The organism is Tunturibacter gelidoferens, from assembly GCF_040358255.1.
GTDB classification, from domain to species: Bacteria; Acidobacteriota; Terriglobia; order Terriglobales; family Acidobacteriaceae; genus Edaphobacter; species Edaphobacter gelidiferens.
Genome location: NZ_CP132938.1, coordinates 1,967,485 through 1,991,957, shown reverse-complemented (window position 1 = coordinate 1,991,957; position 24,473 = coordinate 1,967,485). Strand labels below are relative to the sequence as shown.

Sequence of the window (24,473 nt, the reverse complement as noted above, 5' to 3'; positions counted from 1 at the left end):
CAATAAATTCCCCGAACGCAGACGCACTTTGTGTTCTGCTACCTGGCAGCGTCTTCCAACCTCTTGTATTGGTTTGCTTTGTTGAGATCAACGAAGAAACCTCGGTTTTATTGGGCAAATCAAGCTGATGCAAGTGTACAGACCCTTTACGAGAAGTCCGCAAAACCAGCATTCACGCATGATTATTTGCCCCTAATCGCTGTACGGCTCGTCATAGTAATCCTTGATCCTCAACTCCGGGCCACTTTCTAGCAAATCATCCGGCTTCCTACGTCTAGAAATTTGTGAGGGGGATGCCGTCGATGACGAACTGGGTCTGGTACTCGGAGCCGCGCGGATGGAGGACGGCGTTGCCCTCGTAGAGCCAGCCGGGTTGGGTGTCGACCAGGTCCTGGATGGACCCTGCCGGGCAGGGAGGTTTCGCGGTCCTGTATCTGCTGCGAGCCGATCTGCATGACGGATGAGGGACGATAGGGATCGATCAGCGGTGCGGAGGCGTTGACCTGTACCGATGTGTTGACCGGGGCAATGGTGAGCTTGATGGTGTGCTCGGCGGGGACTGCGGATCTTACTTCGATTGTTTCGGTGGTTGCCGTGAAGCCCTGGCTCTCTGCGCGTAAGAGATAGATCCCATAGGGTAGGGTCTCAATATCAACTTCGCCACTTTTACTGGTTGTTAGTGAGTTGAGGTATTGGCTTGAGTTGCTGGAGATCGTGATGGAGGCGCTGTGGCTCGATCCGCCAGGTAACCACGTTTCCAGGATGCGCGGTCTCAAATCGCTAATTGGCGATTTTCCATCAAGTGGTCTGTCCTTTGTTGTTGTGAGTCCTTCGTGTTATTTTCGCCGCGTACTCGGATTGGTCTAGCGGGAGTTTTATGAAGCACGCCGTCCTTGGTTTTCGAGCCCATTTCGGATGGACCGCTCTTGTCGCGATATCGCTTGAAGACGGCTTTCCGCAGGTACTTCTGCGTGAGCGCCCTCACGCCGAGGCCCGCGGCTTCATCTCGGGCGTGCGCGCCGAAGCAAGACATCTCGCATATCGAGCCATCCAGTCTGTACTGGTAAACCTTCAGAAGCAAGGCTATGAACTCAAGCGCTGCAGTCTTCTTCTAGCTTCCGGAAGGCCGCTTCCGGGTCTCGCTCAAATCCTGGCGTCTCATGCGCTGATTCACGCTGCTGACGGGGAAATTTTCCGCGAAGCACTGCTCCACGCAAGCAAGCGGTGCGGCGTCGAGACGTTCACTGCGAAAGAGAGCGACCTGCTCGAACGGGCCGTGCATGCTCTTCGCCTGCAACCTGATGAGGTTGCCCGTCGTCTCGCCGATCTAGGCCACCCGCTTGGTTTTCCTTGGTCACAAAACGAAAAATTCGCTGTGCTTGTCGCTTGGGTTTCTCTCTGTAGGTGATTCGTGCCGAGTGACCGGCTACCCGAAAACTGAGTTTCAGTTGGTGAGAATAGGACCTTTCGCACATTGAGTAAGAAGGCGATTTCGCAACAGTTGACCCCTGTATGCTCGATTTAGCTTCCGGTTAGCCGACGATCCGGAACTTACCGGCACAGTAGGAATCGAATCAGAGGTCTTGTGTTCCGATCTTCAACTCAGGATGTTCTGAGATGCTCAGAATATTTCCGTCTGGGTCTTTGAACCAGGCGACCTTAGCGCCGGTAGGTGAAGTCCAGACACCCAACTCATCCTGATCCATACCCCCATAGCGCTCGAATTGGACTCCAGCTTGCCCCAAGTTTTTGACGGTTGCGCTGATCTCCGGGACTTGCCAACCCAAGACCGTGCCATGCGCTGGCGCAATCTCGTTAGCCATCCCAAGTCGAAGCATGATGCCGTTGGCGTCAAAGACCAACGCGAACGGCGGTTCTTCTATCACCAGCCGCAGGCCAAGCGTGTCCCGATAGAAAGCTCTTGCGCGGGATACGTCTACGATGGAGACGAATCCGATGATATTGTACTTGCCGAGTCCGAACGGTTGTGACATGCGACCATGATGAGCTTCTTCATCGGTTGTCGCAAGAGTGCCCTTACGTCATAATATATCTCTATTGCGACAGAGTACGCTTTTGACGGAATACGACCCGAAGCGCGGCATTTCTGTTGCGACGCTCGCCTATGAATACCCTTCCAGGTTTGAGGTGTTAGAACACGCACATGGGTCGGATCAACTGATCTACGCAATCAGTGGCCTCATGGAAATATCTTCCGATCAGAGCATGTGGTTGATCCCGCCGCATTTTGCGTTGTGGATTCCAGCCAGAACCCACCATCGGATTCACATGCCTGGACCTGTTTCGATGCGCACGCTTTATCTGCGAACAGGCCTGACCGCGAGATTGGATCCGCGGTGCGCCGTGCTGCACGTGACTCCGCTGCTACGAGAACTTATCGTGGAAACCGTACGCGTCAGTCAGCTTCGTGTGCGGAATCGCTACGAGTGCGCTCTTCGCGACCTGCTTATTTCTCAGATTCAGAAGGCCTCCCCGGTGCCCACCTTTGTGACGCTGCCACGAGACGCGAGAGCATTTGCTGTGGCTCAGGCAGTCTTGCGGAAACCGGCTGAGTCGATGGCGATGGCGGATCTATGTTCCGAGGCAGGTGTCAGTGTCAGAACGATCCAGAGGGTGTTTCGTAAGGAGATCGGCATCGACTTTGAATCGTGGCGACGACAGGTCCGATTGACCAAAGCCGTGGAGCTATTGGTTTCGGGATATTCGATCAAGGAAGTAGCCCACAAGGTCGGTTATTGTCAGCCGAGCGCCTTTGTCGAAATGTTCCGCCGGACATTTGGAACAACTCCAAAGGCGTGGATGTTAGCATTGGAAACCCTAGCCAATGATCCACCAACCACACACAAGCCGCCCTCAGCGCCCCAACGCTCTGGCAAGCAGTGATGATAACTTCTGTGTCTAAAAAAAGATTGGCCTGGATCACGGGCAAACCGGAAGGAATCGGACCACTTCTTGTTGACCGACAATCCACGCGTTACCAATGCCACCAGCCGGTAAGCATCAAGCAGCGACATTGGAAACAGTTCAAACTGCTCTAGCAATCCTGACGCTGCATTCTGGTTCCATGGACATTTGAAGCTTCCAGGGATACCGCCCTTGATATTATGGTCGCCGAGTCGTCTAGTTGACCCCAAAGGAGCAAAGGGCATGCAAATTACGACGGAGCAAGCGGAGCGCGTCTTGAAGGCTTCCATACTGAAGGCTCGCGAACTAGGAGTTTCAGTTTGCATCGCAATCCTTGATTCGGGAGGCCACTTGAAAACATTTCATCGTATGGATGGAGCATGGCTTGGAGTGATCGATGTGGCCATTAAGAAAGCGAAGACATCCGCTCTGTTCGAAATGGAGACGCAGGTCCTTGATAACTACAGCAAAGCAGGGGCAGATGCGCATGGAATTGAGCTCACCAATGGCCACCTTGTAACATTTGCCGGTGGAATCCCCCTTAAGGACGTCGATGGACAAATGATCGGTAGCATCGGCGTGTCCGGGGGGCAGGTGGCTCAAGATTATGCAGTCGCTCAAAGCGGTCAATCAGCATTGAAAGGCTAGCTAAAAGAGAGGAGAGGTAACTCACATGAAGGAAATATTGATCACGGGAGCAGGTTCAGGATTTGGCGAAGGGACCGCTCTCGGACTAGCGCAAAAAGGGCACAACGTAATAGCAGCTGTTCAGACCTGGCCACAAGTTACAGCTCTGCGTGAAAAAGCTGGCTCACTCGGCCTCAAAACACTAAGGGTCGAGAAGCTCGACCTGCTCGACACTTATGATGTCGCACACGCGCTGAAATTGAAGTTTGACATTTTGGTGAATAACGCCGGCATCGGCGAGGGAGGACCGATGTCTGAGATTCCCGTCGAGCTGGTGCGCAAGAACTTTGAAACAAACGTCTTCGCGGCTTTGGATTTTACACAGCGCGTGGTGAGGAGTTGGGTAGCCGCAGGCATTCATGGAAAGGTGGTATTCGTCTCCTCAGCCGTCGGACTTCTCACGGTCCCACCAATTCCCGCATATGCCGCGAGCAAGCATGCCGTGCAATCTATCGCTGAAGCGATGTACGAGGAGCTGAAACCCTTCGGAATTCAGGTCCAAACGATCAATCCCGGACCGTACCTTACCGGTTTCAACGAAACTGTGGTTGAAGCGGGTCTACGTTGGATGAGCGATGACGTCAACTTTATCAAGCGCGAAGCCTTCAAGAAAATCGTCGACGGGCTGCTAGGGAAACCAGAAGGGAGACTCGATCCAAAAGACATGATCGCAAAGATGGTTGAAGTGATCCCTTCTCGCGAGGGGAAGTTTCTCAACATTTTTCCTCCTTCGTCGGAAGACTGGGTCAAGAGCTACCAGCAGCAACTTTTCGATCGCACTATCTAACAGGCAACTATTGGCGAACGATGACGATCGAGCTTTCGTCATCGTTCGCGGTATGCGCATGGGAGTCTGCGCCGCTTCGATCTACCAACTAAGGGATAAAGCCCTTCTCATCAAGGGCGACACTGTTCCGCGGCCAGTCGGTGTTCGGGGGTTTGACTGCGACGAGGTCCACGTAACTTCCGAATTGCCGGCCATCCGCCCGTCATCCAAAATGACGTGAAGGTCCAGTTGTCGTACAACTCCCGCTAGATTTCTGCGATCGGCAGCGTTACCCGAAACTCCGTCCGGCCCGGTTGCGATTCGAAAGTGATCGCGCCGTCGTTGTGACGCACGAGGCGCCGGGCGATGTCGAGCCCGAGGCCAATTCCTTGTCCCATTGGTTTGGTGGTGAAGAATGGATCGAAGATTCGGTCGCGGATCTCGGCCGGAACGCCGGCGCCGTCATCGAGGATTCGCACCACAACACTTTGGTTCTCTCGATTCGCAAGCACCTGCACGTGGCCTCCATTGACCGCGGCGTCTAAGGCGTTGTCGATCAGATTTCCCCATACTTGATTCAATTCAGCAGCGAAGCCACGGACCTTTGGTAGTTCGGCCTCCAACTCCAGCGTTACATTCACCGACTTCTCATGCGCCTTCGACTGAAGTACCGCCACTGTGTTCGCCAGGCATGACCCCAGATCCACCGGGTCCGCCACGTTCGCCTGGTCCATGTGGGTAAATCCCTTCACCGCATTCACCAGGCTAGAGATGCGCGTTGCCGAATGCTGAATCTTCGAAGTCAGATGCCGCACCGCACAGTCGGCACCGGCCCACCGCAACACCGCGTTCAATGCCGGTCGCTCCACCCCAGCAGCCAGCAGCTCCAGCGCCTCAAATGTCACCTCGGTATCGGCGAGCATCTGTGCGTTCGACGTGTCCAGTCCGTGCCCGGCAAGCCACTCTTCAATCGCCTCTTCGTGATCAGACTGTTCCAGCGGAGAGCGCACCTCACGGCCCTGTTTCGCGATGCAGGACCTGCGAACCGCCTCCACAGCGGCAATCTGCTCATCGTTCAGCGTCTCCGCAGCCAGATCGCGCGTGGCCTCTTCGGAGTCTTTCAGACGATCCTCAAGCATCGCCGCGCAACGCTCGATCGCCGAGGCAGGATTATTGAGTTCGTGCGCCAAACCCGCCGAGAGTTTGCCCAGCGAGATCATCTTTTCGTTTTGCAGCTCACTTGAGGTAAAAAGCCGGGCGCGATCAAGCATCCTATGCACCAAAATCGCAGTGACTTCGTAACATTCTCGCGTTATCGACCTGAGATGCTCGCGGGGTATCGCGAAAACCTCCACAGGTTCCAGGGCACGCACATCTCCGGGCGGAGTCACCATCCGCGAATACGGCAACATACCCGTGACATCTCCTTCACGCCACTCAATAAATTTGCTCGGCCCGTCGCCACGATCGACAAACACAACCAGTCGTCCGGAAAGAATGATGTAAAGGCCCTCCACCGGGTGGCCCTTCATACTTAACGCGTCTCCAGTATTCAGATTTCGAATGGACCCATGCGCTGCCAGCCACTCCAGCTCGGTCCGGGACGCTGCGCTCAGAGTTCTGTGCTCCGCCGGCCGATCGATAAGATCACGTGCTATCACGGGCGTGCAATCTCCCTATAAGAGGAAAAAGCTGCTGCCTAACAACATATCAGAGAGAAAATCGCCTTTCGTGGGCGGCTCGTCCAGTCTCAGGAAAATCTTACGATCGGATTGGAGAGAATCGAAAGTCAAAAACGATCCAGGTTGCCGAGTGAGAAAACTTCCTACACCTATTCGAACACCTGATTGTCATTCTCGAAGCAGCTCAAATGGCCGAAGCGCGAGCGAATCTCATCGCCAAGTGGTCAGAGTTCACGGGTTCTAAAGCCGGCCTTCGTCAGACAGAGCAATTTGGTGACTTCGATCATCTGGATAACCCTGTCCTCACATACCTTGATCGACTCGTATCCGCCTTGCGGATGACGGTTAGCAACCAGATCACCAGCGAGGAAGCCTGGACGCTGACTAGGCTTGAAGAAATGCTCGAAGACACCAGTGCGCTAGTCCACCGACGAGAGAAAGCCCCTGCCAACGAACGTGACCAGTCCGTCCCATATGCAAGGAATGGATACTGCGTATTGTTTCGGAGAGAGCGTGGTGCACGCGAGCGATCCAAGGGAGCAGATGAGTAGTTTCAGCGATTCGTCGTACGGGCGGGGTCTCGAGAATAGACAATAGCCAACGGAGTTCGGTTTGTAACGGAAAGGCCGTGACTCCGCTGAGAAACAGACCTGCCATAAAAAGGACCAGCCAGAATCGAATCGCTCGGAGATGGTTACACGCCAGGGACTAAAATTCCTTTCCAAAGTCTGTCTGTATCTCGTTGGACTGCTCATATCGTGGTCTCAAGCTGAATTACTCCCCCTGCCGCTAAGGCCCATTCGTTTTTGACTCTACAGTCCCAACCCTTGCGTCGGACGCGGTGGTGGTGGTGCCACGGCGGCCTTCATCAAATCCGATCCACCTTTGTACCAATCCACCTTCCGCGTCACCACCATCACAACGGCCAGCACTGCGAACAACATCAGAGATCCCAGGATGAGCGCGTTGTCCTCGCTGATGAGCAGTCCGTAGACTGCCGCATAAAGGGCCGTCAGTATCGCTCCAAAGCCGACCCCACGCGTCACGCTTCGCAGGACATACGACAGATAGAACGTCAGCAACCCGATACAAGCCGCGCTGGCAATCAGGTAGGACAACGCAAACGCCATATGTTCCGAGAAGCTGACCAGCAGCAAAAAGAAGATCGCTAGCCCAAACCCAACCAGCAGATACTGCACCGGGTGAATCGGCAGCTCTTTCATCATCTCGAACAGGAAAAACCCGCCGAACGTTAGCACCACAAATAAAATTCCATACTTCGTCGCCCGATCGCTTAATTTGTACGGATCAATCGGCGTCAACAGACTCACATTCATCAGATCGATCGGCTTCACCGGGTTCGACTCCATCTGAACCTGCGTTCCTGTCGCCAACGAAGAAACATCCCACGCCGCCGAAAACCCGTTTTCGCCCACCTCTCGTGTCCGCGGCAGAAAGCGCCCGGCAAATAATGGAGAACGCCACGTCGAACTCAGTTCCACATGATTCGAATCGCCAACCGGTGCCACGCTCAGCTGTTCCGTCCCTGCCAGATCTATGTCGATCGCAAACTCCAAATGCCCATTCAGCTCCTTCATGCCGCGCAGAGGCACCCGTAGATTCCGCTGCCAACCCATTGTTGACTCAGCTCCTTGGAGCATCGTCTGTGGCGTCCCATTGACCACTACCGTCGGCGTACCCACAATCCCGCGCACGTCCTCAACGGACATCGCGAGGTATGGCTCACCCCACTCTACGGTTCCCGTCGTCTGCGGCTGTGCGATCTCCACCGTCCCCTTCAGATGCCCTGCAAACTCATATACCGTGACCATATACAGCCCATGCCGTCGCTCCGTCGGCGTCAACCTTCCGCGTACGTCCAGCACATGGGGAAACGACGTTGCCGTCAGCGTAGTGACATGCTCCACTCTCTTCTTGACTCCCTTCTCACCATCCTCCATCGTCACGGTCGTCTGTGTATACGGCCTAACCAGTACAGGCCCGATCACCGTCTGCGGCCCTGCATAGCTCGCCTCGATACTCTTCACCGCATCATCCCGGTATTTCTGTCGATCGGTGATCGTACCATTCACCATCGCCAAGGCAATCAAGATCGCACCCGTCACCACACCAATGACCAGCAGCTTCAACGCCAACTTGAGGTTCATCTCATCTCCTTTGGAAATCCGTGTGTCTTCAATGCGTCAATATGTTCGTGAATCAACTTTGCAATGCAAAGTGAATGGTTGTAGCTAGGATACTTTGCATCGTAAAGTAACCTCCGAAAAAAAGGTTTAGGCCTTGGAAGGAGTCAGACCGCGCAACTGGTTGGGGGAAGCCTCTTGTTTGCTTCCCTTCGCCGCGTCCTTCACTACACGTTCGAGCGTCGAAAGGTATTCAAGATAACGCTGTCGGCCTTCAGGCGTGATGCGGCAGATGGTTTGTGGACGGTTGTGGTCATGGCCTTTCACAATCTCAACCATCCCTTCTGTCTCCAGAACTCGCAGATGCCGACTCAGATTGCCGTCGGTCAGCGAGCAAAGCTGCTTCAAATCATTGAAGATCAGGCCCTTGGGATTTGTAATCAGAGACGTCAGAACGCTGAGACGGGCTCGCTCATGAATCACTCGATCAAGGCCTTCATAGGCGAAGCGCCCTTCGCTCGATGAAGCTTTAGTTTTCATCCGCACCCTCCGGTGTGGCAACGAACAGAATGCCGGCCACCAGCCACTGCCCCGCTCCATAGGCAAGACCCATGGTCCACGGAGCAAGTGCGCGGCTATCTCCGAAAGAAATGCAGACCAGCCCCGTGAGCAGGTACCAGGCCCCTGCGGCGATCATTGGGCGCGGTAGAAAACGACAGGACGAAAAGATGCCCAGGCTGAAGATCACCTGCCAGAGTCCGGGAAGCATCCAGACGACTGCAGGGACAAAGCGTACGAGAGCAATGGTGACCAGTACTCCCGCGCCAACTGCAGGGAGGAACTGTTCGACCGCCATACAGATCATCTCATCGGACAGACCAGAATGCATGCGGCGGGTTCGGGCATACATCTGCACTCCGGTCAATGCAGCTGATAGCACAGCAGTGGAGATCCAGATACCCGCGTATGCCGAGACGTGGTTGGCCGGGTCCGGCAGCAACACCGATTGCATTGACGCCGCCAGAAGTGCGATTACTCCCGTAGCTGCGAGCGTTGCAGGCCCATAACCCCGAAACTGCGTACTTTGGGCCATCTGCCTGCGTATGTTGCTGATGTCACCAAGCGCCTTATGGAGATCACTCATAGGGATTTCACTTTACATCGCAAAGTAGACCAGATGACAAGGTGCGTGTCAATTGCTGGGGCATTCCCGCGCAAACTCGGATCTACTCTGCCTCGCTACCAGTCTCGGTCCATTCCACCGATTGGGTCCAAGGAAATGTCCGCAGCTCTTCAACAATTTCGTCCAGAAGAGTGGCGTCATGCGTCTGCGATTCGAGAATGACCTGGATCACTGAGTTTTCCGTATCTTCAACCTTCTCCGAGAGTGTCTTTCGCAGTACCAGCGAGCGCGCAGCGATCTCGCGGGTCAATTGATACAGAGCCTCCCCCTGATGCTCCGTCTCGCAGAAGAGCCTCAATCGATAAAACGTGTGAGTCTCCAACACCGACAAAGACCGTTGATCGATATAGCGGGAGAGCGGACGCAACACCGAATTAATTGCTATTAGCAGAGCCGCCACAAACACCGCATCGAGCAATTCACCCGCACCCGCACATGCACCTACGGCGGCCGAACACCATAGCGTGGCGGCAGTATTCAATCCACGCACATTTCCGCCGTCTTTCATGATCGCCCCCGCACCCAAAAAGCCCACGCCGGAAACTACATATGCGATCACCTGTGTCGTTCCCGGAGCGATCGTCAACCCCAGATCGACGAAAGCCGCGGATCCAAAGCAGACCAGCGTATTGGTCCGCAAACCAGCCGCACGCTGACGCCACTGTCGTTCCGCTCCAATGCAGGCGCCCAGAATTAACGCCACCATTAGACGTGGAAACGTCGGCTGTTCCAGGATTGACGTCGAATCCGTCCACCAATGGAGCCAGGGATTCATCATAGATTACCTATTGGCCTCTCCCGTATAGCGTCGCACATTCACCCGGCGGAAGCGCGTACAGTGATTGGTGGCCGATCTCGCAAAATACCAACCGCCTGCGCGCTTCCCCACGGTTACAATTGCCGTGAGGTGAACCATGCGAAAAGCAGCTTCAACTGCGATCCTCGCGATCGCCGCCCTCACAACACTCCCATCCTTCGCTGACAAAATCAAGGGAGACTCCACCCTCAAAGACTCCCAACCCTACGGCACCAAGGACAAGGAGCATAAGCATCAAGGCTATGACCTCTCCTTCGACGCCCAGGGAAAGACCTACACCTGCCGCACCGACCCCAGCCATTCCATGAATGCCACCGACTTCGTCGTAGGCGGGCCCATCCACTACGAGATCGACAAAAACAAAGCCAATATCAAAACCCCAGACAACAAAAAAGTAGACTGCAAGATCGTCCGCGCCGAAATCTCTCCAGCCCCTTAAAAAATACCCAGATCTCAACGGCCCATCCTGATCTGCATCTATGGAGGTCTACCACGACGTATCGTAACTTTTCGAGCGCCTCGACCAGAGCGCCCTCATGCGCTACGTCTGGCGAGCGGTTTCCCTGGCCCCCTATACTGACAACCTTCCCTGAAATTTAACCGAATCTAGACACAAAATACTGAATACAAACAACTCGCGAGGACGCAAATGCCCTCTGATAGATTGCACCCCCGGATGTGAGCTGCAGGTATCGATCCGAACGCCACTCCAAAACAGCTGCGCGGGCCCCTATCTCAACTCTCAGGAGAGTACGAAATGTTTATCATCTGGTGGATCATTGTTGGCCTCATCGCTGGTTTCCTCACCGGAAAGCTCATGAAGGGCAGCGGCTATGGCGCAATTGGCGACATCGTCATCGGCATCATCGGAGCCATCGTAGGCGGCTTCATCATGCAGAAGCTCGGCTATTCAGGATCCGGCGGCCTTATCTACACTGTCATCGTCGCCATCGTCGGCGCAGTCCTTCTCACCTTGCTCCTTCGCCTCGTCACGGGCAACAGAGCTCGAAACTTATAAGCCAACTGTTCGAACGGATACTTCCAAAGCATCCCATCTACCCGCGTGCCCACTTCTCAATCCGGAGATGTGGGCATTCGTTCGAAGCGCGCGCAATCGTCTCACTCCCCTAAAGGTCGTATCGCTAAACCCCTCATGGCATACGAAGCTAATACCATGAGCCAATGGAAAGGCATCCTCCTCGCAATCAATATCTCCTTCGCAGCGCACGTTCATGCAGAGGACTGCCTGAACAACCTCCCCGCATCCATCCGTTCCGCGGTCGAGCAGGACAACTGGACCATCCTGCAGCCGCAGGACCTCGCAGGCACCGACCCTCAAAGATGGAAGGGCAATCATCCCGGCGAATGCCCTGGAGTAACCTCCGGAAACTTCTACCCCAAAGGCAAGACCTCCTACCTCGTGGCACTCATCCAGCGTGACCCCACGCAGGGAAGCGAGCAGAACAACCAGCTCGAAAAGCTCACTCTCGTCTACCTCAAGAAGGACAACCCCATCACCATAGCCGTCGTCCCTCCCACCCAGATCCCAGCCCCAATGGTCGTCTGGAAACTCCGCCCCGGTGGCTACCAGGACCTATACGGCTCCAAAAAAGTGACCATCTCGCGGGAATCGTTCGTCTACGAAAAACTAGTGGGCCCCGCAAACCAGTTCTACTACGACGGAAGCCACCTCAAATCCCTGGTCCTCTCCAGATAGACCCTCCCATATTCAGTCAGTCAAAGTGATAGGCTTCTCATCATGAATGGCCCCACCCTACAGGACCGCCTGGCCCACATCACCCAGGGCCTCGCCGAGGCCGAACGCAGATACGCCGCTGGGGAGCCCTATCCCGACCCCGAAGGCTCCTGGCCCCACAAGATCTCCCAGCTCAAGCAGCACCTGGCAGACGTTCGCGAGATGATCGCCAACGAATAGCACTCACACCGCCTGAAGAACAATCATCATTGGTCTCATTATTGGTTCCAGACTCGATCAATGCACATGAGCCACATCGTCATTCATCGAGAAGACATCTTTGAAGTCGTCCTCATACGGAAAGACGTGAATCATCCAGGTGAACATATAAGGATGGAAGATTCCGCCCTCAGCCTCGCAGGCATCTTTAGTGTGGATCGATCCAAACATGCCGAACTTTGGATGAGCAGCTTGATAGTCTTTCACACGGTCTGCTGGAGCCTCGCAGAAGTTGGTGTGCTCATGCCACCGCGCCACACTGAGCGGAATCCGCTCATTCAGCTCCTCCTCCGTTGCGTTCGGCCGCGCCGTATACATCACCCCCTCCAGCCTGTACTGCTTGTACTCAGTGTGCCGGTAAAGCAACGAAGTCGGCTTGCTCGGATCGAAGTGTAGATCGGACGCCCGGGCGTTGGCCTCATTGTTAAAGTGATACTGCGGCTGCTCAAGCTTAGGATTAGCAATGACGTATCCATCCGCCAGAGCCTTCCGGTAGTCCTTGTACCGCTCCATCGTCGCCTTCGCTTCGGCCACCACTTCCCGCGCCTTCACCTCGTCGCCAGGCTGCTTTGGCCACACCGGCGTGATGCTCATGTGGCCAGCCATGGCGGCCATGCTGGGCCCCATGCTCTTCATGTCAGCCATGTCGCCCATCTTGCCGCCGCTCATGTCCATCCCAGCCATACTGTCTTTCCCCTGCCCCTGTTGCAATCCGTGCCCCGGCAAAGCAACCAGCAAAACCGCTTCCACCAGCAGCGCCGCTGAAAACATCGAACGAATGTTGAACATCGCAATCTCCGTCACGACTATCTATGGCCGCCCAACTCGGCCACATCCATTCATTCACGATTCGTCGTCCGCGAACAGTTCCACCTCGCCAAGGTTCCGCATAGCCACCCTGCTAAGGGTCAAGTACAGAAAATCACATTGGACTAGCAGGCTCTCCGTAAGCAGAGCAGGGCTCGATGCAAGCGGCTATTCTTTATAGACCAACCGTGGTCCGCTGACCTGTTCTACCTTCAGATCAACATCCACTTCAACCCGGTCTGCGATCTTCACAAAGGGAATCCCACTCGTCATCCCATACTCTTTGCGATCAAATGCCATCATCCCTTTGATGACGCCCCGTCCCGTCCCCTTGCCTGAAACCGTCAGCTTTAGCGTCTCTGATTTCGAGACACCTCGTATGGAGAAGTCTCCCAGCACGTCGAACGATTCAGGGCCAGTCTGCACAATCTTCGTCGAACGAAATGTAATGTAGGGTGCCTGCTCAACATCGAAAAAATCCGCACTCTTCAGCTTCTTATCCTTCATCCCGCTTCCAGTATTTACCGTAGCCGCTTGAATTTGGATATCCAGAACGGCGGTAGTCACATCTCGAGACGAAAAGGTCAGAGACGCCTTCCACTTGTCGAAATCCCCCACGAGAGCGACCGAGGCCTTCACGTAAAACTTGATACTGCTGTCCTCGGGCGTTGTCTTAAAAACGGGGACCTGCGCATGGGTGGGCAGCGGCAGCAAGGCAAACGTCAAAAGAGTGAGAAGGGCTAGTCGCATGGAGCTTGAGTGTCAACTTTCCCCGCTGCCATGTCAAATAAAAAGCAAAGTAAAAAGCAAAGCGCAAACCCTAGCCCTTACGTGTCGCCACCTTCAGCGGGCCCGCCTTCAGGATCTTTCCACCTTCCTGCACAACATACAGCTGGTTCACCTCAAGATTCTTGAGTTGATCTATTTGCCCGCTAAGCCACCGTATCTCCACCAGCTCTACCTTCTTGGCTTGATCCAGACCGAAGTGCATCCGCATATCGTTTTGCGAAAAATAGCTCCCCCCGCTCCGTAGTTCATCAAGCTGTCTCGACGGCTTGGTCGCATCAGGTGTCGTTGTGGCAGTAACAATCACCCTGCTCCCAATTCCCGAACGGTTCGACTTCACTCCCACTAATTTGATCTTGATCCAGTTACGATTTAGTGTCGAATCGCAGCGCAGAAGCTGTGGCCCCGCGTTAATACAGTTCACAACGATATCCAAATCACCATCGTTATCGTAATCGCCAAACGCACATCCACGAGCGGGTACATCCTCAAGTATCCCAGGGCCACCTTTATTCGTAACATCCTGGAATCGGCCATTACGCAGATTGCGGTATAGATATTTATGTTCTGCGTACTTTAGATCGGCCTTTGACTTGTCCACCTCCGGATAAACATGGCCATTCGACATCAGGATATCGAGCCACCCATCGTTATCCATATCAAAGAAGCCGACGCCCCATCCAAGCAGCCGCGTATTCTCGCCCAATCCGCTGGGATAAGTATGGTCTTCAAACGTCGCATCCCCCATGTTGGTGTAAAGCGAATCAGTATCGCCAGAAAAATTAGTCTTCACAATGTCGAAGCTGCCGCTGTGGTTATAGTCCCCGATCGAAACGCCCATCCCCGCCTGTGGTTTAGCCTCGGCCGAAAGCGCCGCTCCCGCCTCGATCGCGATGTCTCGAAACGTTCCGTCCCTCTGATTTAAATAGAGCGTGGCTGGCGCCGAATCATTTGCAACATAGATGTCAGGCCAACCATCATTATCCAGATCCGACGCGGCAACACTAAGCCCATACGTCCCAACGGCGGTCCACATTCCAGACTTCTCGCTCACGTCACTGAAAGTCCCGTCGCCGTTATTGTGATACAGAATATTCCTGCCGCCAGCCAGTCCTGGCGGACCGCACGCTACCAGTATCCCCTTATAGGTACACGGCCCGTCTTCCGGCAGAGGCGCTGTCTTCAGATCGAAATCGACGTAATTGGCGACGAATAGATCTAGGTGCCCATCGCGGTCATAATCGACAAACGTGCACCCCGTATTCCAACGCACCTTTGGTCCAGGCTGTATAAGGCCCACCTGCTGTGTCACGTCCGTAAACTTTCCATTACCGTTATTGCGGTACAGCGCATTCTGACCGTAGTAAGTTACAAACAAATCATCGTTGCCGTCGTTGTTGTAGTCCCCCACGCAGCAGGCTTGCCCCCAGCCTGTCTTGTGCTCCAGGCCGGAGCCAGCCGTCACGTCAGTGAAGGTTCCATCTCGATTGTTCTTGAAGAGATGGCATCGCGGCTCCTGCCCCGCCGGAAAACCCTCCAGTCGCCACCCATTAACGAGGAACAGGTCAAGCCAGCCGTCATTGTCGTAGTCATAAAAGGCCAATCCACAACCGGTTGTCTCCAGCAGATACTTATTCTTTGCTTCCCCTCCATAGATAGTTTTGCTTGTAAGACCGGCTTCCTTCGCAACGTCGAGAAAACTCACGCCCAGCGGCATATCCTCTATCGGAGACTTCTCTCCAGGCGGAGGCGGTGCGGCCTTCGCATCATAGCTGCGTTCCTGCGGGCCAATGCCTTTGGGCGGGGGCGCAGCCTGCTGCTGCAACGGCGAAGCCAGTGCCAGAATATCTGCGAACGGCAGCACGAGAGCAGTGCGACTGAGAGATCGAATAAATTTACGGCGATTCAAGTCAGTGAATTTTGTTCTCAAGGTTGCCCGGATCCCATGAAAGGTGAGACTCAGTGAGTCATCCCTTCCTCTGTGCGCTGAATTATAGCGAACGCTTCAATCCACTGTACACAAGCTGTTCGTCGCTATTGATATCTGCTCTGTGCCGATTTCCTGGCTTGCGATTAGGGATTTCCCAATGTCTTCACTGCCTCAGCCTTCTGACGCTCCGCCGCCGCCTCTGCGGTCTTACCCTGCCTGTCCAGTGCCGCCGCAAGACCAAGATGTGCCTCCGCGTAATTCGCGTCGTAGCTCAATGCATCTTGAAACTGTGTAATAGAGCTCGCCACGTCGTTGTTTCTCAGCGCAGAGTTCCCCGCATTCGTAGCAACCTCCGCGCGCTGACGGTTCATGTTGCTCCGCATAAGCTCAGCTGCTTTCCTGCGTTCCGCTGAGGCCTCTCCCGGCTGATTTTGCTTGACGAGCACAGCCGCGAGCGTCAGGTGCGGATCAGGCTGACCCGGAAGTTGCCGGATAGCCTCCCGCAGAGCCGACGTAGCTTCGGGCAATTTGTTCAACTTGTCGTAGACACTACCCAGCGTCGCCCATCCGTCTCCATTCTCAGGACGAAGTTTCAGCGAGACATTCATCTCACGCGCCGCATCCTCATACCGTCCGGTTTGCATGTAGAGCACGCCCAGAAGATAAGGAGCCTCAGGCGCCGACGGATCAAGCCTCTGCGCAGTCTCTAACTCCGGGATAGCGCCCACCGCATCATCCTGCAGCTTGAACGCAAGACCCAGGTTGTAGTGCAGTTGAGGCGCGTCAGGCTCCAGTTTGAGCGCCCGACGCAGTTCCACCACCGCATCGCCAAACTGGCTCAATTGAACGTAGGCCGCCGCAAGGTTCTGATGCGCCGTCACACTCTCCGGGGCAAGCGCAACGGAGCGCTCCAGTACCGGCAAAGCATCTTTAGCCTCTTGCGCCTGGCAAAGCGCCATCCCGAGATTAGTCATGGCTTCGGCATTGTTCGGCTCGGCGGCAACTACTTTTCTCAGCAGCACAATCGCTTCTGGTGCCCTGTTCGATCGCTGTAGAGCGAGAGCAAGTTGATACGAAGCTGCGATAGAGTTTGGCTCCAACTCCAGCGCCTGTTGGAAGACCGGAATCGCCTGTTCGTCCTTCCACTCTGCCACAAGCGCTTTGCCAAACTCAAGAGCAATCATCGCATCCTGCGGAGCCAGTTGCGCTGCCTGCATCAACTCGGACATCCCGTCCTTGTCACCCTGGGCCTGCATCACCAGGCCAAGATGCAGATGCGCAACCGCTAAATTCGGATTCAGTTGAATGGCCTTCGCAAACTCCCCTCGTGCATGCGCCCAATCCTTCTGCTGCGCATGCAGCGAACCAAGCTCGTCGTGCAGCCCCGCGTTCTGTGAATCTGTCGTAAGCGCAGCTTTCATCTTTGTGACAGCAAGACCGATCTGATGATTCGCTGCAAGAGAACGTGCATATCCGGCGAGTACATACGACGGCAGCGGGCGCTTCTCGAGGCGCGCCTCCACCTCCCATCTGGAAAATAACGGGATCGCCTTCTCTGGCGAACCGATCTGCTCATACGCCATCGCGAGATTCATCTGCGCGGTGCTGTCACTGCTTTTTATCGCAAGCGCTCTTTCAAGTTCGTGAATACCTTCCTTCACCTGTCCGCGACTTACTAAAACTGCTCCGAGCGCGCTGTGCCCCTGCTCAGCCTGCGGAGCCAACTGGACCACCTGCTCGAAGTCGGCCTGTGCTGCACTCAAATCCTTTTGAGCCAAGGCAGCCTGCCCTGCCCGATACGCTGCATCTGCCTTCTTCAACGCCGCCGAAGGTTCCTGCGAGAACGCAACCTTCGAGAGAGCCATCCAGCCAATTAACATCGCCTTCGCGACAAAGAGCCCGTCTTGTGGAAGCTTATCCATGGGATTGTAGCGACCCCGATCTTATCTGTTCGAAGACTCCCCTGTCCTTCGCCAATGCCGAACTACCTGATCGGATGATCTTCGAACGCCGAGCGGCTCCGTATTGATAATCAAAGACGGACCAGACTCGCCTCCTACCCACCATGCAGTGCGAGAGACGAAGACCCGTCCGCGTCGAAACCCGCCTCGGCATTGTTCCTGACAAGAATGCTCCAACTTCAATGAAGTGTCTCGAGCTTAGGTTCGTTCGCAGCCTGTATCTTGTGCGAGACCTCGGTCTCTCGACTCGCGTCCTCTGCCCTTCCTAGCGACCGGTACGCCTGTCCCAGCAGACTGTGTGTGATGTAGTTACTAGAGTCCATCTTTTCGGCCCGTTCCAGGTACATCACCGCGCTTGCCGGATCTTGCCGCTTCAGCAAAACCTTCCCCAGCAAAATATACGGTCCCGTCGTGGTCGGTTCGAGCAGCAACGCACGCTGGAGCGATTGCTGCGCCTTCGTATAGTCCCCGGCTCGGCTATAAGCGTCACCCAGCCTGTCATAGATGCTCCCATCGAGCGGATTACGAAGCCGTTCCTTCTCAAACTCCGCAATCGCCGTATCCAGGTGCTCCCCAGCCAGCGCAACTTCGCCAAGCAGGGAATGCGCAAGCGGTAACTGCGGCTCCAGTTCCAGCGCCTTTGTAGCGAACTGCTGCGCCACGATCAGATAGTCCCGACGCAGCAGCATTCGCGCAGTCAGAAGATAGGCCGGAGCCGAATCAGCTGCGAAACCATACTGCGTCGCAAACGCCCGGCGTGCATTGTCGTACTGGTTGGTATCGATGTAACAAAGAGCGAGCACATAGTTGGGGTCCACTCTGGTCTGCGACGTCCAGTTAGAAGCAGATTCAAGAAAGGGGATCGCAGCCGCTGGTCTCCCCATCCGAAACAACGTCAGCCCTCGCAACTGCGCCGACTCTTCATCATGAGGATCCTGCTTCAAGGCACTCGCGAACGCAACGTCCGCATCCGTAAAGTCATTGGTCGAGTACAGAGCAAGACCGCGCAACCGATTGACGCCCGTCGGCACCGGCTGTTGCGCAGCCAGCACATCCAGTTGCTTCAGAGCATCTACTGCCAGCCCACGATCGATCATCGCGCGCAGCTGCGTCAGACTTGGTGTAGCCTCAACAGCGGCAGCGCCCGGTGAGGACACCAGAGGATCCGGTGCTGCAGGTAAAGTTTGTGTCGGACTCTGTGCAAGTCCAAATGGCAGGGATTGTGCCGCAAAGAAAGACAGGCAGCCCGATAGCACTACTTTAAGCACGTGACGCATAGAAGATCTGGACCGAGTGTAACCGAAACAAAAGGGAGAGCCGTAGCTCCCCCTTTTTTAAATCCCTGCTAGGTCTAGAACTGGAAACGCCCAGAGAACTGCAACTGCCTCGGATTGGCCGAGTTGTTCGGGAAGGGTCCGTTCGTAATCGAGCCTCCCTGGTCCACATTGCCGCCAGGTGTGCCCCAGTTGATATGGTTGAAGGCGTTGAAGCCATCCGCTCGCAGCTGGAAGGTTAGCTTCTCACGAATAAGGAAGTTCTTCTGAATCGACAGATCAGCGTTGAAGAAATGCGGCCCGAAGACCGTGTTCCGTCCCACATTGCCGATCTGGTCGAGACCCGGTCGCGAGAAAGGCCCGTTGCCACTATCGATATTATAAGTCTGGTAAAACAACAGGTTGTTACCCGGGATTCCTGTCTCTTGGGAGTGGAAACGGCGAGTATCGCCGTTCACTCGACAGGGCGCATCTGACGGAACCTGCTGGCTGCAGGTCGAATAGGTCAAGGTAAACGGCAAGCCGCTGGAGTAGTTGATCACCGGACTGATCTGGATCCCGCTCACGATCTGATTGACCACTCGGTTCGCGTTCGAGAGCAACAGCTTGTTCCTGCCAAACGGTAACTCGAACAGTCCGTAGACGATAATCTGCTGCTGACGCAGCGCGCCGTCGCGGCCCGCAACGATATGCTTGTCCCAGGACGAGTAGTTTACCGAGTCGCTAAGTGCCTGCTGCCAGGCATAGTTTGCATTGAGCGAAATACCGTGGGCATAAGTCTTTGCCACCGTTACCTGCAGCGCGTTGTAGTGCGTATCGAGATTGTCCGAGAAATCCGTTACATCGTTACTCCATCCGCAAGCGCCCGGAGCGAGGCCTTGCCCAGTCGGTTGCGAATAGTTCGGATCGGCGCAGGCCGCCAGCTTACCGCCGTAGTACCGCCGCAGCAGGTTCTGGTTGTTGACAGCGCCACCCGGGCCAACACCATTGACATACTGACTCACACCACCCGGAAGATTGGGCAGCGTCGGATCCCAGTGCAGTGCCTCACCGTTGAAGCTCTGATTTGAGGGTAAAGCGATTGCGGCCTCGTTCGGGTTGGTCGTATTACCCGAAATGTCGCCGAAGGTATGAGTTCCTTTATTGCCGACATAGGCGACCGTCATCGACAATGTGGGTGAGAACGACTGTTGCACACTCAAATTCCAGGCATCGAGAGTTGGCAGGCGAAGGGTCGTTGGCCGCGCGCGCGAAGTCACCTGATAACCCGGGTTCGGCAGCAGACCGCTCGCTGGTACTGCGACCGGCGTCGCCAAAGGTGGTCCCACTGCTAGGTCGAACGTAGAAGCCGTACCGCTGGCCGTGATGGCCTGGTTCTGCAGCACTGGAAGGTTCTGCGTTGCCGCGTGACCGAAGATCGAACCGAATACACCGATGTCGAAGCTGCGTCCGTATCCTGCCCGGATTACAGTCAAAGGAGTCGCCTGATACGCAACGCCGATGCGTGGGTTATAGGCGTTACCCGGGCGGTTGTAGTTCATGTTGCTGCCAATGTTGCCATAACCTGCCACCTGGAGGTAACCGGTGGTGGGGTTCAGAAGCGCTCCATTTCCCTTGGCGTTCACACTCTCTGGGAAGTACAGCTCATAGCGTAAGCCCAGGTTGACCGTGAGCTTCGAAGTAACTCGCCACGTATCCTGGGCGTAGAAGAAGTCCCGCTTCTGAAACTCCTTGGCATTTGTCGTTGTACTCACATATCGCTCAAACTCAGTTGGGCTGCCGAGTGCGAACGATGCAAACCCCAGTCCGGTCGATCCGTTACCCCCGTTCGACGATGGACCAGTACCGAAGAAAAGAAGACCCGTGCGGTCGTTGTCGCTTGGCACTCTCAGGTTGCGTGCATAACGCAGGTCCATGCCGAACTTCACGCTGTGGTTGCCTATCGTCTTGGTCCAGTTGTTCGCAAGCTGGAACTGGTCCTCGCGCTCGATCAGCGGGCAGTTGCAACGGTCCACGTTCAACCCGGCACCGTATTGCGGTCCCTGAGTTTGGCTGTTGTTCGGTGGTCCAAAGCTGCCGACTTCCGTTAGCTGAAACGACGGTGAACCACTCGTGATGGGATCTCCCAGATTCAAACCCGGCGCTCCAATGTTCGTAGCCAGATTTGTACCCGCGTCATACTTCGATGTCCCAATGTTGTACCGGAAGTAGCCAAGGCGAACGTCGGTAACCAACTTCGAATTGACGGCAATATCTACGCCCGCCGCTGCGCTGTCGTTTGCTCCCTGCGAGGTGCCACCATAACCACCCAGGCCAAACCCCGATCCTCCAGCAGCGCCAAAGATCGTCTTACCGGTAAGTGTATCCGTGAAGCGGCTGAAGCGTCCGAAGACATGTATCCGATCGTTGGCCGTCCAATCACCTCGAACATCCCACTGATCGCTGTTGAAGCCGCCGGTCCCGCTACCCGCATAGTTGTTCTTGATACCAGTGATTCCACCTACCGGAGAGCCGGCCGTATTCGGAGCGTAAGGCGCTAGAAGCTTGAAGAAGTTCACTGCCGGCACCGACAGGTCCGATGCCGGGATAACGTTGTTCGCGAACGCAACGGACTGGCCGTTTACCTGGTGGTAGAGCTGTCCGACTGCCGGAGTATATTCACTGAAATCGCATCCGGGCTGTCCAGTTACGGTTGTGGCCGCGCCAATGCAGGTCGAGACGAGGTGCGCCGTCGGAACAGTCTGCACGTTCGCTATACCAACCTTCTGCCTAACTCCTTGGTAGTCTCCAAAGAAGAACAACTTATCCTTGATGATCTTTCCACCAATCGATCCGCCAAACTGATTCTTCAATCCCTGCGGGAACGGGTTCGTCGCCGAAAGCTGGGATGGACCTTGTGAGAACGGCTCGCGGGCAAGGTTCGCGTTACTCTCGCGGTAGTCGAATGCCGATCCATGCCAGCTGTTAGACCCCGACTTCGTCTGCGCCGTCACTACCGAAGACACTGCCTTGCCAAACTCAGCGTCGAAGTTCTGTGTCGTAATCTTCGTCTCGGACAGCGAGTCGGAATTTGGATTGACCACAATAATTCCAAGGATCGGATCCTGGTTGTCGGTTCCATCCAGCTGGAAAGCGACTCCGGCAAACGCCTGGCCGTCCACTTCGATCTGCTTCGAACCCTGCGGATTTTCACTCGCCGCATGGCTCCACCCAAGCAGTTGTGCCCCTGGCAACAGCAGTTGCAAATTCGTAAAGTTCCTGTCCGGAATAGGAAGGTCTGTGATCTCCTTCGCCCCGAATGTCGTGGATACGTCCGCGCGGTCCGTCTTTAACTGGGGAATCGCGTCTGCGTCCACTTCAATGGTTTGATCGGATCCTCCGACCGTCAGAGCCGCCTCAACCTTGATAGAGGTGTCTGCAGTGACCCGAATGCCCTTCTGCTCAAACCCCTTGAAACCCGGCGCGCTCACCTTCACGTCGTAAAGGTCTGGGATGAGATGTTCAACAGTAAATTCGCCGCTCGCGTTCGACTGCACGTTGACCGACGTTCCTTTCGCATCGTCGATCACGGTTATCGTCGCGCCTGGAACGGCCGCACCCGTGGTGTCGAGGGTCGATCCAAAGATCGAACCATAAACCGCTTGGCCATATGCAATCGGCGAAGACGCCAGAGCACACACGGCAAAGAGCAACCCGACTGTTACGCGCGTCACAAATCTCATCTCAAACCTCCAAAAAGTGCTTCACGTTTGCTTACTGTTGGCAATCATCAATCATCCTTTAACTGCTGCCGAACATCACTTCAAAGTCGCTAGCGGCATAAATCTTTAACGGACACCAGGTAAACATCGCCTGCGTACAATCCGAAACAGTTGGCCCTTTGAATCGCAACGAAAAATACCCGACAGCTCTAGAAGATGTCAACGAGTTTGATCGGTAAATATTTGCAAGTTGTTGACAAAGCAACCCTCAAGGAACGGACGGGGCAAAAATGGGTAAAGTGGTCAGACCTATTAACGGGATTTATCCCACCTAGCCCTGAGTAATCGACCGTCAAATCGCAGATAAATAACAACTTATCCCGCATCGACGAAAATCAAATGGGCCTCGGGGTGCAGCTAAATATCAACCGAAAGGTTGACCACCTCCCGATCACCAAATCAAGCTCGCATTCGTCTGATGAAAGATTTGTCTATACATTATCGACAGATCCTCAAACCGAACCCTCTCGGAATGGATTACATGAAGAACGATCAGGGCCGCCGAATCGAGACCAGACCACCGACAGTCGCCGATTCACAAGTAAGCTCCGCTAGCAGGAAACAGTCTCCTGCTCCTCCCGTCATGCCAAAGTACCGGCAGGTCCTTGAAGATCTGCATTCCGCAATCAAAGCGGGGACGCTTCGTCGCGGTGATCGCCTCCCAAGCGAAGCAGAACTCGGAAAGCGCTACAACACCTCACGTATCACGGTGGCCAAAGCCGTCCATGAACTCCAGTTGCAGGGCCTCGTATCGCGACGACCAGGTTCAGGCACCCACGTGCTCGCTCCCATCGCCTCGACCGATCATGTATTCGGTCTACTGATTCCCGATCTCGGGAGAACCGAGATCTTCGAGCCAATCTGCAACGGCATGATGCGGTCGCCTCTCTCCAAACCCCACTCTCTCCTGTGGGGACACTCCATGGGCGAGTTAGCCCAGCAGCAGAAAGAGGCCGAGCAGCTCTGCCACAAGTACATCGCGCAAAAAGTCTCCGGAGTCTTCTTCGCGCCGCTCGAATTCACTCCGGAAAAAGACATCGTCAACCGACGCATCGCCTCTGCGTTCGATCGCGCAGGCATTCCCGTCGTGTTGCTCGACCGGTGCTTCGCGCCCTATCCCTTGCGTTCAAAATATGACCTCGTCGGCATCGACAATCGCAGTGCCGGCTTCCTCATCACGCAGCATCTGCTCCTTCATGGAGCAAGACGCATCGTCTTTGTCGCCAGGCGCCTCTCTGCCTCCACCGTTCACGGAAGAATCGCCGGCTATCGAGAGGCTCTCCTCTCTCGCGGAATCCACCCGCAACAGGACCTCGTACGCCTCGGCGATCCGGAAGATCCTCAATTCCTCCAGACTCTGCTCAAAGACTGCCACCCCGACGCAATCGTCTGCGCCAACGACATCACCGCGGCCCGCATCATGCAGGGCCTCGCCGCTCGTGGAATACGCGTCCCGGACGAGATCCGCATCGTCGGAATCGACGACGTAAAATACGCGAGCCTCCTGCCCGTGCCACTCACCACACAGCATCAGAACTGTGCCGACATCGGCGCCATGGCCATTGCAACAATGCTCCAGCGGCTGGAGAAACCCGATCTCCCCACACGCGACATCCTTTTGCAGACGAAAACCGTTCTTCGCAGCTCTTGCGGAACCCATCCCTCACCCAACCACAAACTTTCATAGATCTGCCGCCAATTAAACCCGGTGCGCTCAACCCATGCCGCGAAATTTTCCGCTCCACAGCCCACACCCAAAATGCCATGTCGATCGG

The 24,473-nt window shown here is 55.2% G+C and carries 22 protein-coding genes; 10 read left to right on the top strand and 12 right to left on the bottom strand.

The window, feature by feature from the left end:
• Positions 1-877: 877 nt before the first annotated feature.
• Positions 878-1,408 carry a hypothetical protein gene (locus RBB81_RS08880; protein WP_183789734.1) on the top strand — a complete coding sequence of 177 codons (531 nt, stop codon included), beginning with the start codon at positions 878-880 and terminating at the stop codon, positions 1,406-1,408.
• Between the two features lie 166 nt (positions 1,409-1,574).
• Here RBB81_RS08880 and RBB81_RS08875 read toward each other — a convergent pair whose 3' ends face one another.
• A complete protein-coding gene (locus RBB81_RS08875; protein WP_183789736.1) occupies positions 1,575-1,994 on the bottom strand; it encodes a VOC family protein in 420 nt (139 codons plus the stop codon).
• A gap of 82 nt (positions 1,995-2,076) precedes the next feature.
• On the opposite strand from RBB81_RS08875, the gene RBB81_RS08870 reads away from it, so the two are divergent.
• The 3 genes from RBB81_RS08870 to RBB81_RS08860 all read left to right on the top strand — a co-directional run bounded on the left by RBB81_RS08870 (position 2,077) and on the right by RBB81_RS08860 (position 4,399).
• Positions 2,077-2,904 carry an AraC family transcriptional regulator gene (locus RBB81_RS08870; protein ID WP_353073424.1) on the top strand — a complete coding sequence of 276 codons (828 nt, stop codon included), beginning with the start codon at positions 2,077-2,079 and terminating at the stop codon, positions 2,902-2,904.
• Positions 2,905-3,168: 264 nt separating this feature from the next.
• Complete coding sequence (locus RBB81_RS08865; RefSeq protein WP_179581588.1) at positions 3,169-3,573, top strand: GlcG/HbpS family heme-binding protein; 405 nt, start codon at positions 3,169-3,171, stop codon at positions 3,571-3,573.
• A gap of 25 nt (positions 3,574-3,598) precedes the next feature.
• Positions 3,599-4,399, top strand: coding sequence for an SDR family oxidoreductase (locus RBB81_RS08860; protein ID WP_183789741.1), 801 nt, complete (start codon positions 3,599-3,601; stop codon positions 4,397-4,399).
• A 245-nt stretch (positions 4,400-4,644) separates the two neighbouring features.
• Here RBB81_RS08860 and RBB81_RS08855 read toward each other — a convergent pair whose 3' ends face one another.
• Positions 4,645-5,910 carry a sensor histidine kinase gene (locus tag RBB81_RS08855; RefSeq protein WP_423248056.1) on the bottom strand — a complete coding sequence of 422 codons (1,266 nt, stop codon included), beginning with the start codon at positions 5,908-5,910 and terminating at the stop codon, positions 4,645-4,647.
• A gap of 338 nt (positions 5,911-6,248) precedes the next feature.
• Here RBB81_RS08855 and RBB81_RS08850 point away from each other — a divergent pair, with 338 nt between their 5' ends.
• Positions 6,249-6,611 carry a hypothetical protein gene (locus RBB81_RS08850; RefSeq protein WP_353073422.1) on the top strand — a complete coding sequence of 121 codons (363 nt, stop codon included), beginning with the start codon at positions 6,249-6,251 and terminating at the stop codon, positions 6,609-6,611.
• Positions 6,612-6,872: 261 nt separating this feature from the next.
• Here RBB81_RS08850 and creD read toward each other — a convergent pair whose 3' ends face one another.
• The 4 genes from creD to RBB81_RS08830 form a co-directional block, all read right to left on the bottom strand.
• The gene (gene creD, locus RBB81_RS08845; protein WP_353073421.1) at positions 6,873-8,228 is read right to left on the bottom strand and encodes a cell envelope integrity protein CreD; all 1,356 of its coding nucleotides are present in this window, start codon (positions 8,226-8,228) and stop codon (positions 6,873-6,875) included.
• A 126-nt stretch (positions 8,229-8,354) separates the two neighbouring features.
• Positions 8,355-8,744, bottom strand: coding sequence for a transcriptional regulator (locus RBB81_RS08840; RefSeq protein ID WP_353073420.1), 390 nt, complete (start codon positions 8,742-8,744; stop codon positions 8,355-8,357).
• Complete coding sequence (locus RBB81_RS08835) at positions 8,734-9,348, bottom strand: hypothetical protein (RefSeq protein WP_353073419.1); 615 nt, start codon at positions 9,346-9,348, stop codon at positions 8,734-8,736. The genes RBB81_RS08840 and RBB81_RS08835 overlap by 11 nt, the downstream gene beginning before the upstream one ends.
• Positions 9,349-9,430: 82 nt before the next feature.
• Entirely contained in the window at positions 9,431-10,165 is a 735-nt protein-coding gene (locus tag RBB81_RS08830) for an MgtC/SapB family protein (protein WP_353073418.1), read from the bottom strand.
• A gap of 136 nt (positions 10,166-10,301) precedes the next feature.
• Here RBB81_RS08830 and RBB81_RS08825 point away from each other — a divergent pair, with 136 nt between their 5' ends.
• From RBB81_RS08825 to RBB81_RS08810, 4 genes are all read left to right on the top strand, one after another.
• Positions 10,302-10,643 (top strand): hypothetical protein, encoded by a 342-nt coding sequence (locus tag RBB81_RS08825; RefSeq protein WP_179581582.1) that lies wholly within the window; start codon positions 10,302-10,304, stop codon positions 10,641-10,643.
• A gap of 318 nt (positions 10,644-10,961) precedes the next feature.
• A complete protein-coding gene (locus RBB81_RS08820) occupies positions 10,962-11,222 on the top strand; it encodes a GlsB/YeaQ/YmgE family stress response membrane protein (RefSeq protein WP_179581581.1) in 261 nt (86 codons plus the stop codon).
• A 156-nt stretch (positions 11,223-11,378) separates the two neighbouring features.
• Positions 11,379-11,921, top strand: coding sequence for a hypothetical protein (locus tag RBB81_RS08815; protein WP_353073417.1), 543 nt, complete (start codon positions 11,379-11,381; stop codon positions 11,919-11,921).
• A 42-nt stretch (positions 11,922-11,963) separates the two neighbouring features.
• Complete coding sequence (locus RBB81_RS08810; protein ID WP_179581579.1) at positions 11,964-12,140, top strand: hypothetical protein; 177 nt, start codon at positions 11,964-11,966, stop codon at positions 12,138-12,140.
• Between the two features lie 57 nt (positions 12,141-12,197).
• On the opposite strand, the gene RBB81_RS08805 is transcribed toward RBB81_RS08810, so the two are convergent.
• The 6 genes from RBB81_RS08805 to RBB81_RS08780 form a co-directional block, all read right to left on the bottom strand.
• Positions 12,198-12,968, bottom strand: coding sequence for a hypothetical protein (locus RBB81_RS08805; RefSeq protein ID WP_179581578.1), 771 nt, complete (start codon positions 12,966-12,968; stop codon positions 12,198-12,200).
• A gap of 186 nt (positions 12,969-13,154) precedes the next feature.
• A complete protein-coding gene (locus tag RBB81_RS08800) occupies positions 13,155-13,736 on the bottom strand; it encodes a YceI family protein (protein WP_353073416.1) in 582 nt (193 codons plus the stop codon).
• Between the two features lie 70 nt (positions 13,737-13,806).
• Positions 13,807-15,681 carry a CRTAC1 family protein gene (locus RBB81_RS08795; RefSeq protein WP_246373590.1) on the bottom strand — a complete coding sequence of 625 codons (1,875 nt, stop codon included), beginning with the start codon at positions 15,679-15,681 and terminating at the stop codon, positions 13,807-13,809.
• Positions 15,682-15,845: 164 nt separating this feature from the next.
• Entirely contained in the window at positions 15,846-17,624 is a 1,779-nt protein-coding gene (locus RBB81_RS08790; protein WP_183789757.1) for a tetratricopeptide repeat protein, read from the bottom strand.
• A gap of 218 nt (positions 17,625-17,842) precedes the next feature.
• Positions 17,843-18,820, bottom strand: coding sequence for a tetratricopeptide repeat protein (locus RBB81_RS08785; protein WP_348641591.1), 978 nt, complete (start codon positions 18,818-18,820; stop codon positions 17,843-17,845).
• Between the two features lie 194 nt (positions 18,821-19,014).
• A complete protein-coding gene (locus RBB81_RS08780; RefSeq protein ID WP_353073415.1) occupies positions 19,015-22,659 on the bottom strand; it encodes a TonB-dependent receptor domain-containing protein in 3,645 nt (1,214 codons plus the stop codon).
• A 520-nt stretch (positions 22,660-23,179) separates the two neighbouring features.
• Between RBB81_RS08780 and RBB81_RS08775 the strand changes: the two genes are divergently transcribed.
• Positions 23,180-24,385: a GntR family transcriptional regulator gene (locus RBB81_RS08775; protein ID WP_353073414.1), complete on the top strand. Its 1,206-nt coding sequence runs from the start codon at positions 23,180-23,182 to the stop codon at positions 24,383-24,385.
• Positions 24,386-24,473: the final 88 nt, after the last annotated feature.

What these genes read in the sequence shown, in the direction of transcription:
- RBB81_RS08880 (WP_183789734.1), top strand. Translation starts at nt 878, where the DNA reads ATGAAGCACGCCGTCCTTGGTTTTCGAGCCCATTTCGGATGGACCGCT.
- RBB81_RS08875 (WP_183789736.1), bottom strand. Translation starts at nt 1,994, where the DNA reads ATGTCACAACCGTTCGGACTCGGCAAGTACAATATCATCGGATTCGTC.
- RBB81_RS08865 (WP_179581588.1), top strand. Translation starts at nt 3,169, where the DNA reads ATGCAAATTACGACGGAGCAAGCGGAGCGCGTCTTGAAGGCTTCCATA.
- RBB81_RS08860 (WP_183789741.1), top strand. Translation starts at nt 3,599, where the DNA reads ATGAAGGAAATATTGATCACGGGAGCAGGTTCAGGATTTGGCGAAGGG.
- RBB81_RS08855 (WP_423248056.1), bottom strand. Translation starts at nt 5,910, where the DNA reads ATGAAGGGCCACCCGGTGGAGGGCCTTTACATCATTCTTTCCGGACGA.
- RBB81_RS08850 (WP_353073422.1), top strand. Translation starts at nt 6,249, where the DNA reads ATGGCCGAAGCGCGAGCGAATCTCATCGCCAAGTGGTCAGAGTTCACG.
- creD (WP_353073421.1), bottom strand. Translation starts at nt 8,228, where the DNA reads ATGAACCTCAAGTTGGCGTTGAAGCTGCTGGTCATTGGTGTGGTGACG.
- RBB81_RS08840 (WP_353073420.1), bottom strand. Translation starts at nt 8,744, where the DNA reads ATGAAAACTAAAGCTTCATCGAGCGAAGGGCGCTTCGCCTATGAAGGC.
- RBB81_RS08835 (WP_353073419.1), bottom strand. Translation starts at nt 9,348, where the DNA reads ATGAGTGATCTCCATAAGGCGCTTGGTGACATCAGCAACATACGCAGG.
- RBB81_RS08830 (WP_353073418.1), bottom strand. Translation starts at nt 10,165, where the DNA reads ATGATGAATCCCTGGCTCCATTGGTGGACGGATTCGACGTCAATCCTG.
- RBB81_RS08825 (WP_179581582.1), top strand. Translation starts at nt 10,302, where the DNA reads ATGCGAAAAGCAGCTTCAACTGCGATCCTCGCGATCGCCGCCCTCACA.
- RBB81_RS08820 (WP_179581581.1), top strand. Translation starts at nt 10,962, where the DNA reads ATGTTTATCATCTGGTGGATCATTGTTGGCCTCATCGCTGGTTTCCTC.
- RBB81_RS08815 (WP_353073417.1), top strand. Translation starts at nt 11,379, where the DNA reads ATGAGCCAATGGAAAGGCATCCTCCTCGCAATCAATATCTCCTTCGCA.
- RBB81_RS08810 (WP_179581579.1), top strand. Translation starts at nt 11,964, where the DNA reads ATGAATGGCCCCACCCTACAGGACCGCCTGGCCCACATCACCCAGGGC.
- RBB81_RS08805 (WP_179581578.1), bottom strand. Translation starts at nt 12,968, where the DNA reads ATGTTCAACATTCGTTCGATGTTTTCAGCGGCGCTGCTGGTGGAAGCG.
- RBB81_RS08800 (WP_353073416.1), bottom strand. Translation starts at nt 13,736, where the DNA reads ATGCGACTAGCCCTTCTCACTCTTTTGACGTTTGCCTTGCTGCCGCTG.
- RBB81_RS08790 (WP_183789757.1), bottom strand. Translation starts at nt 17,624, where the DNA reads ATGGATAAGCTTCCACAAGACGGGCTCTTTGTCGCGAAGGCGATGTTA.
- RBB81_RS08780 (WP_353073415.1), bottom strand. Translation starts at nt 22,659, where the DNA reads ATGAGATTTGTGACGCGCGTAACAGTCGGGTTGCTCTTTGCCGTGTGT.
- RBB81_RS08775 (WP_353073414.1), top strand. Translation starts at nt 23,180, where the DNA reads ATGAAGAACGATCAGGGCCGCCGAATCGAGACCAGACCACCGACAGTC.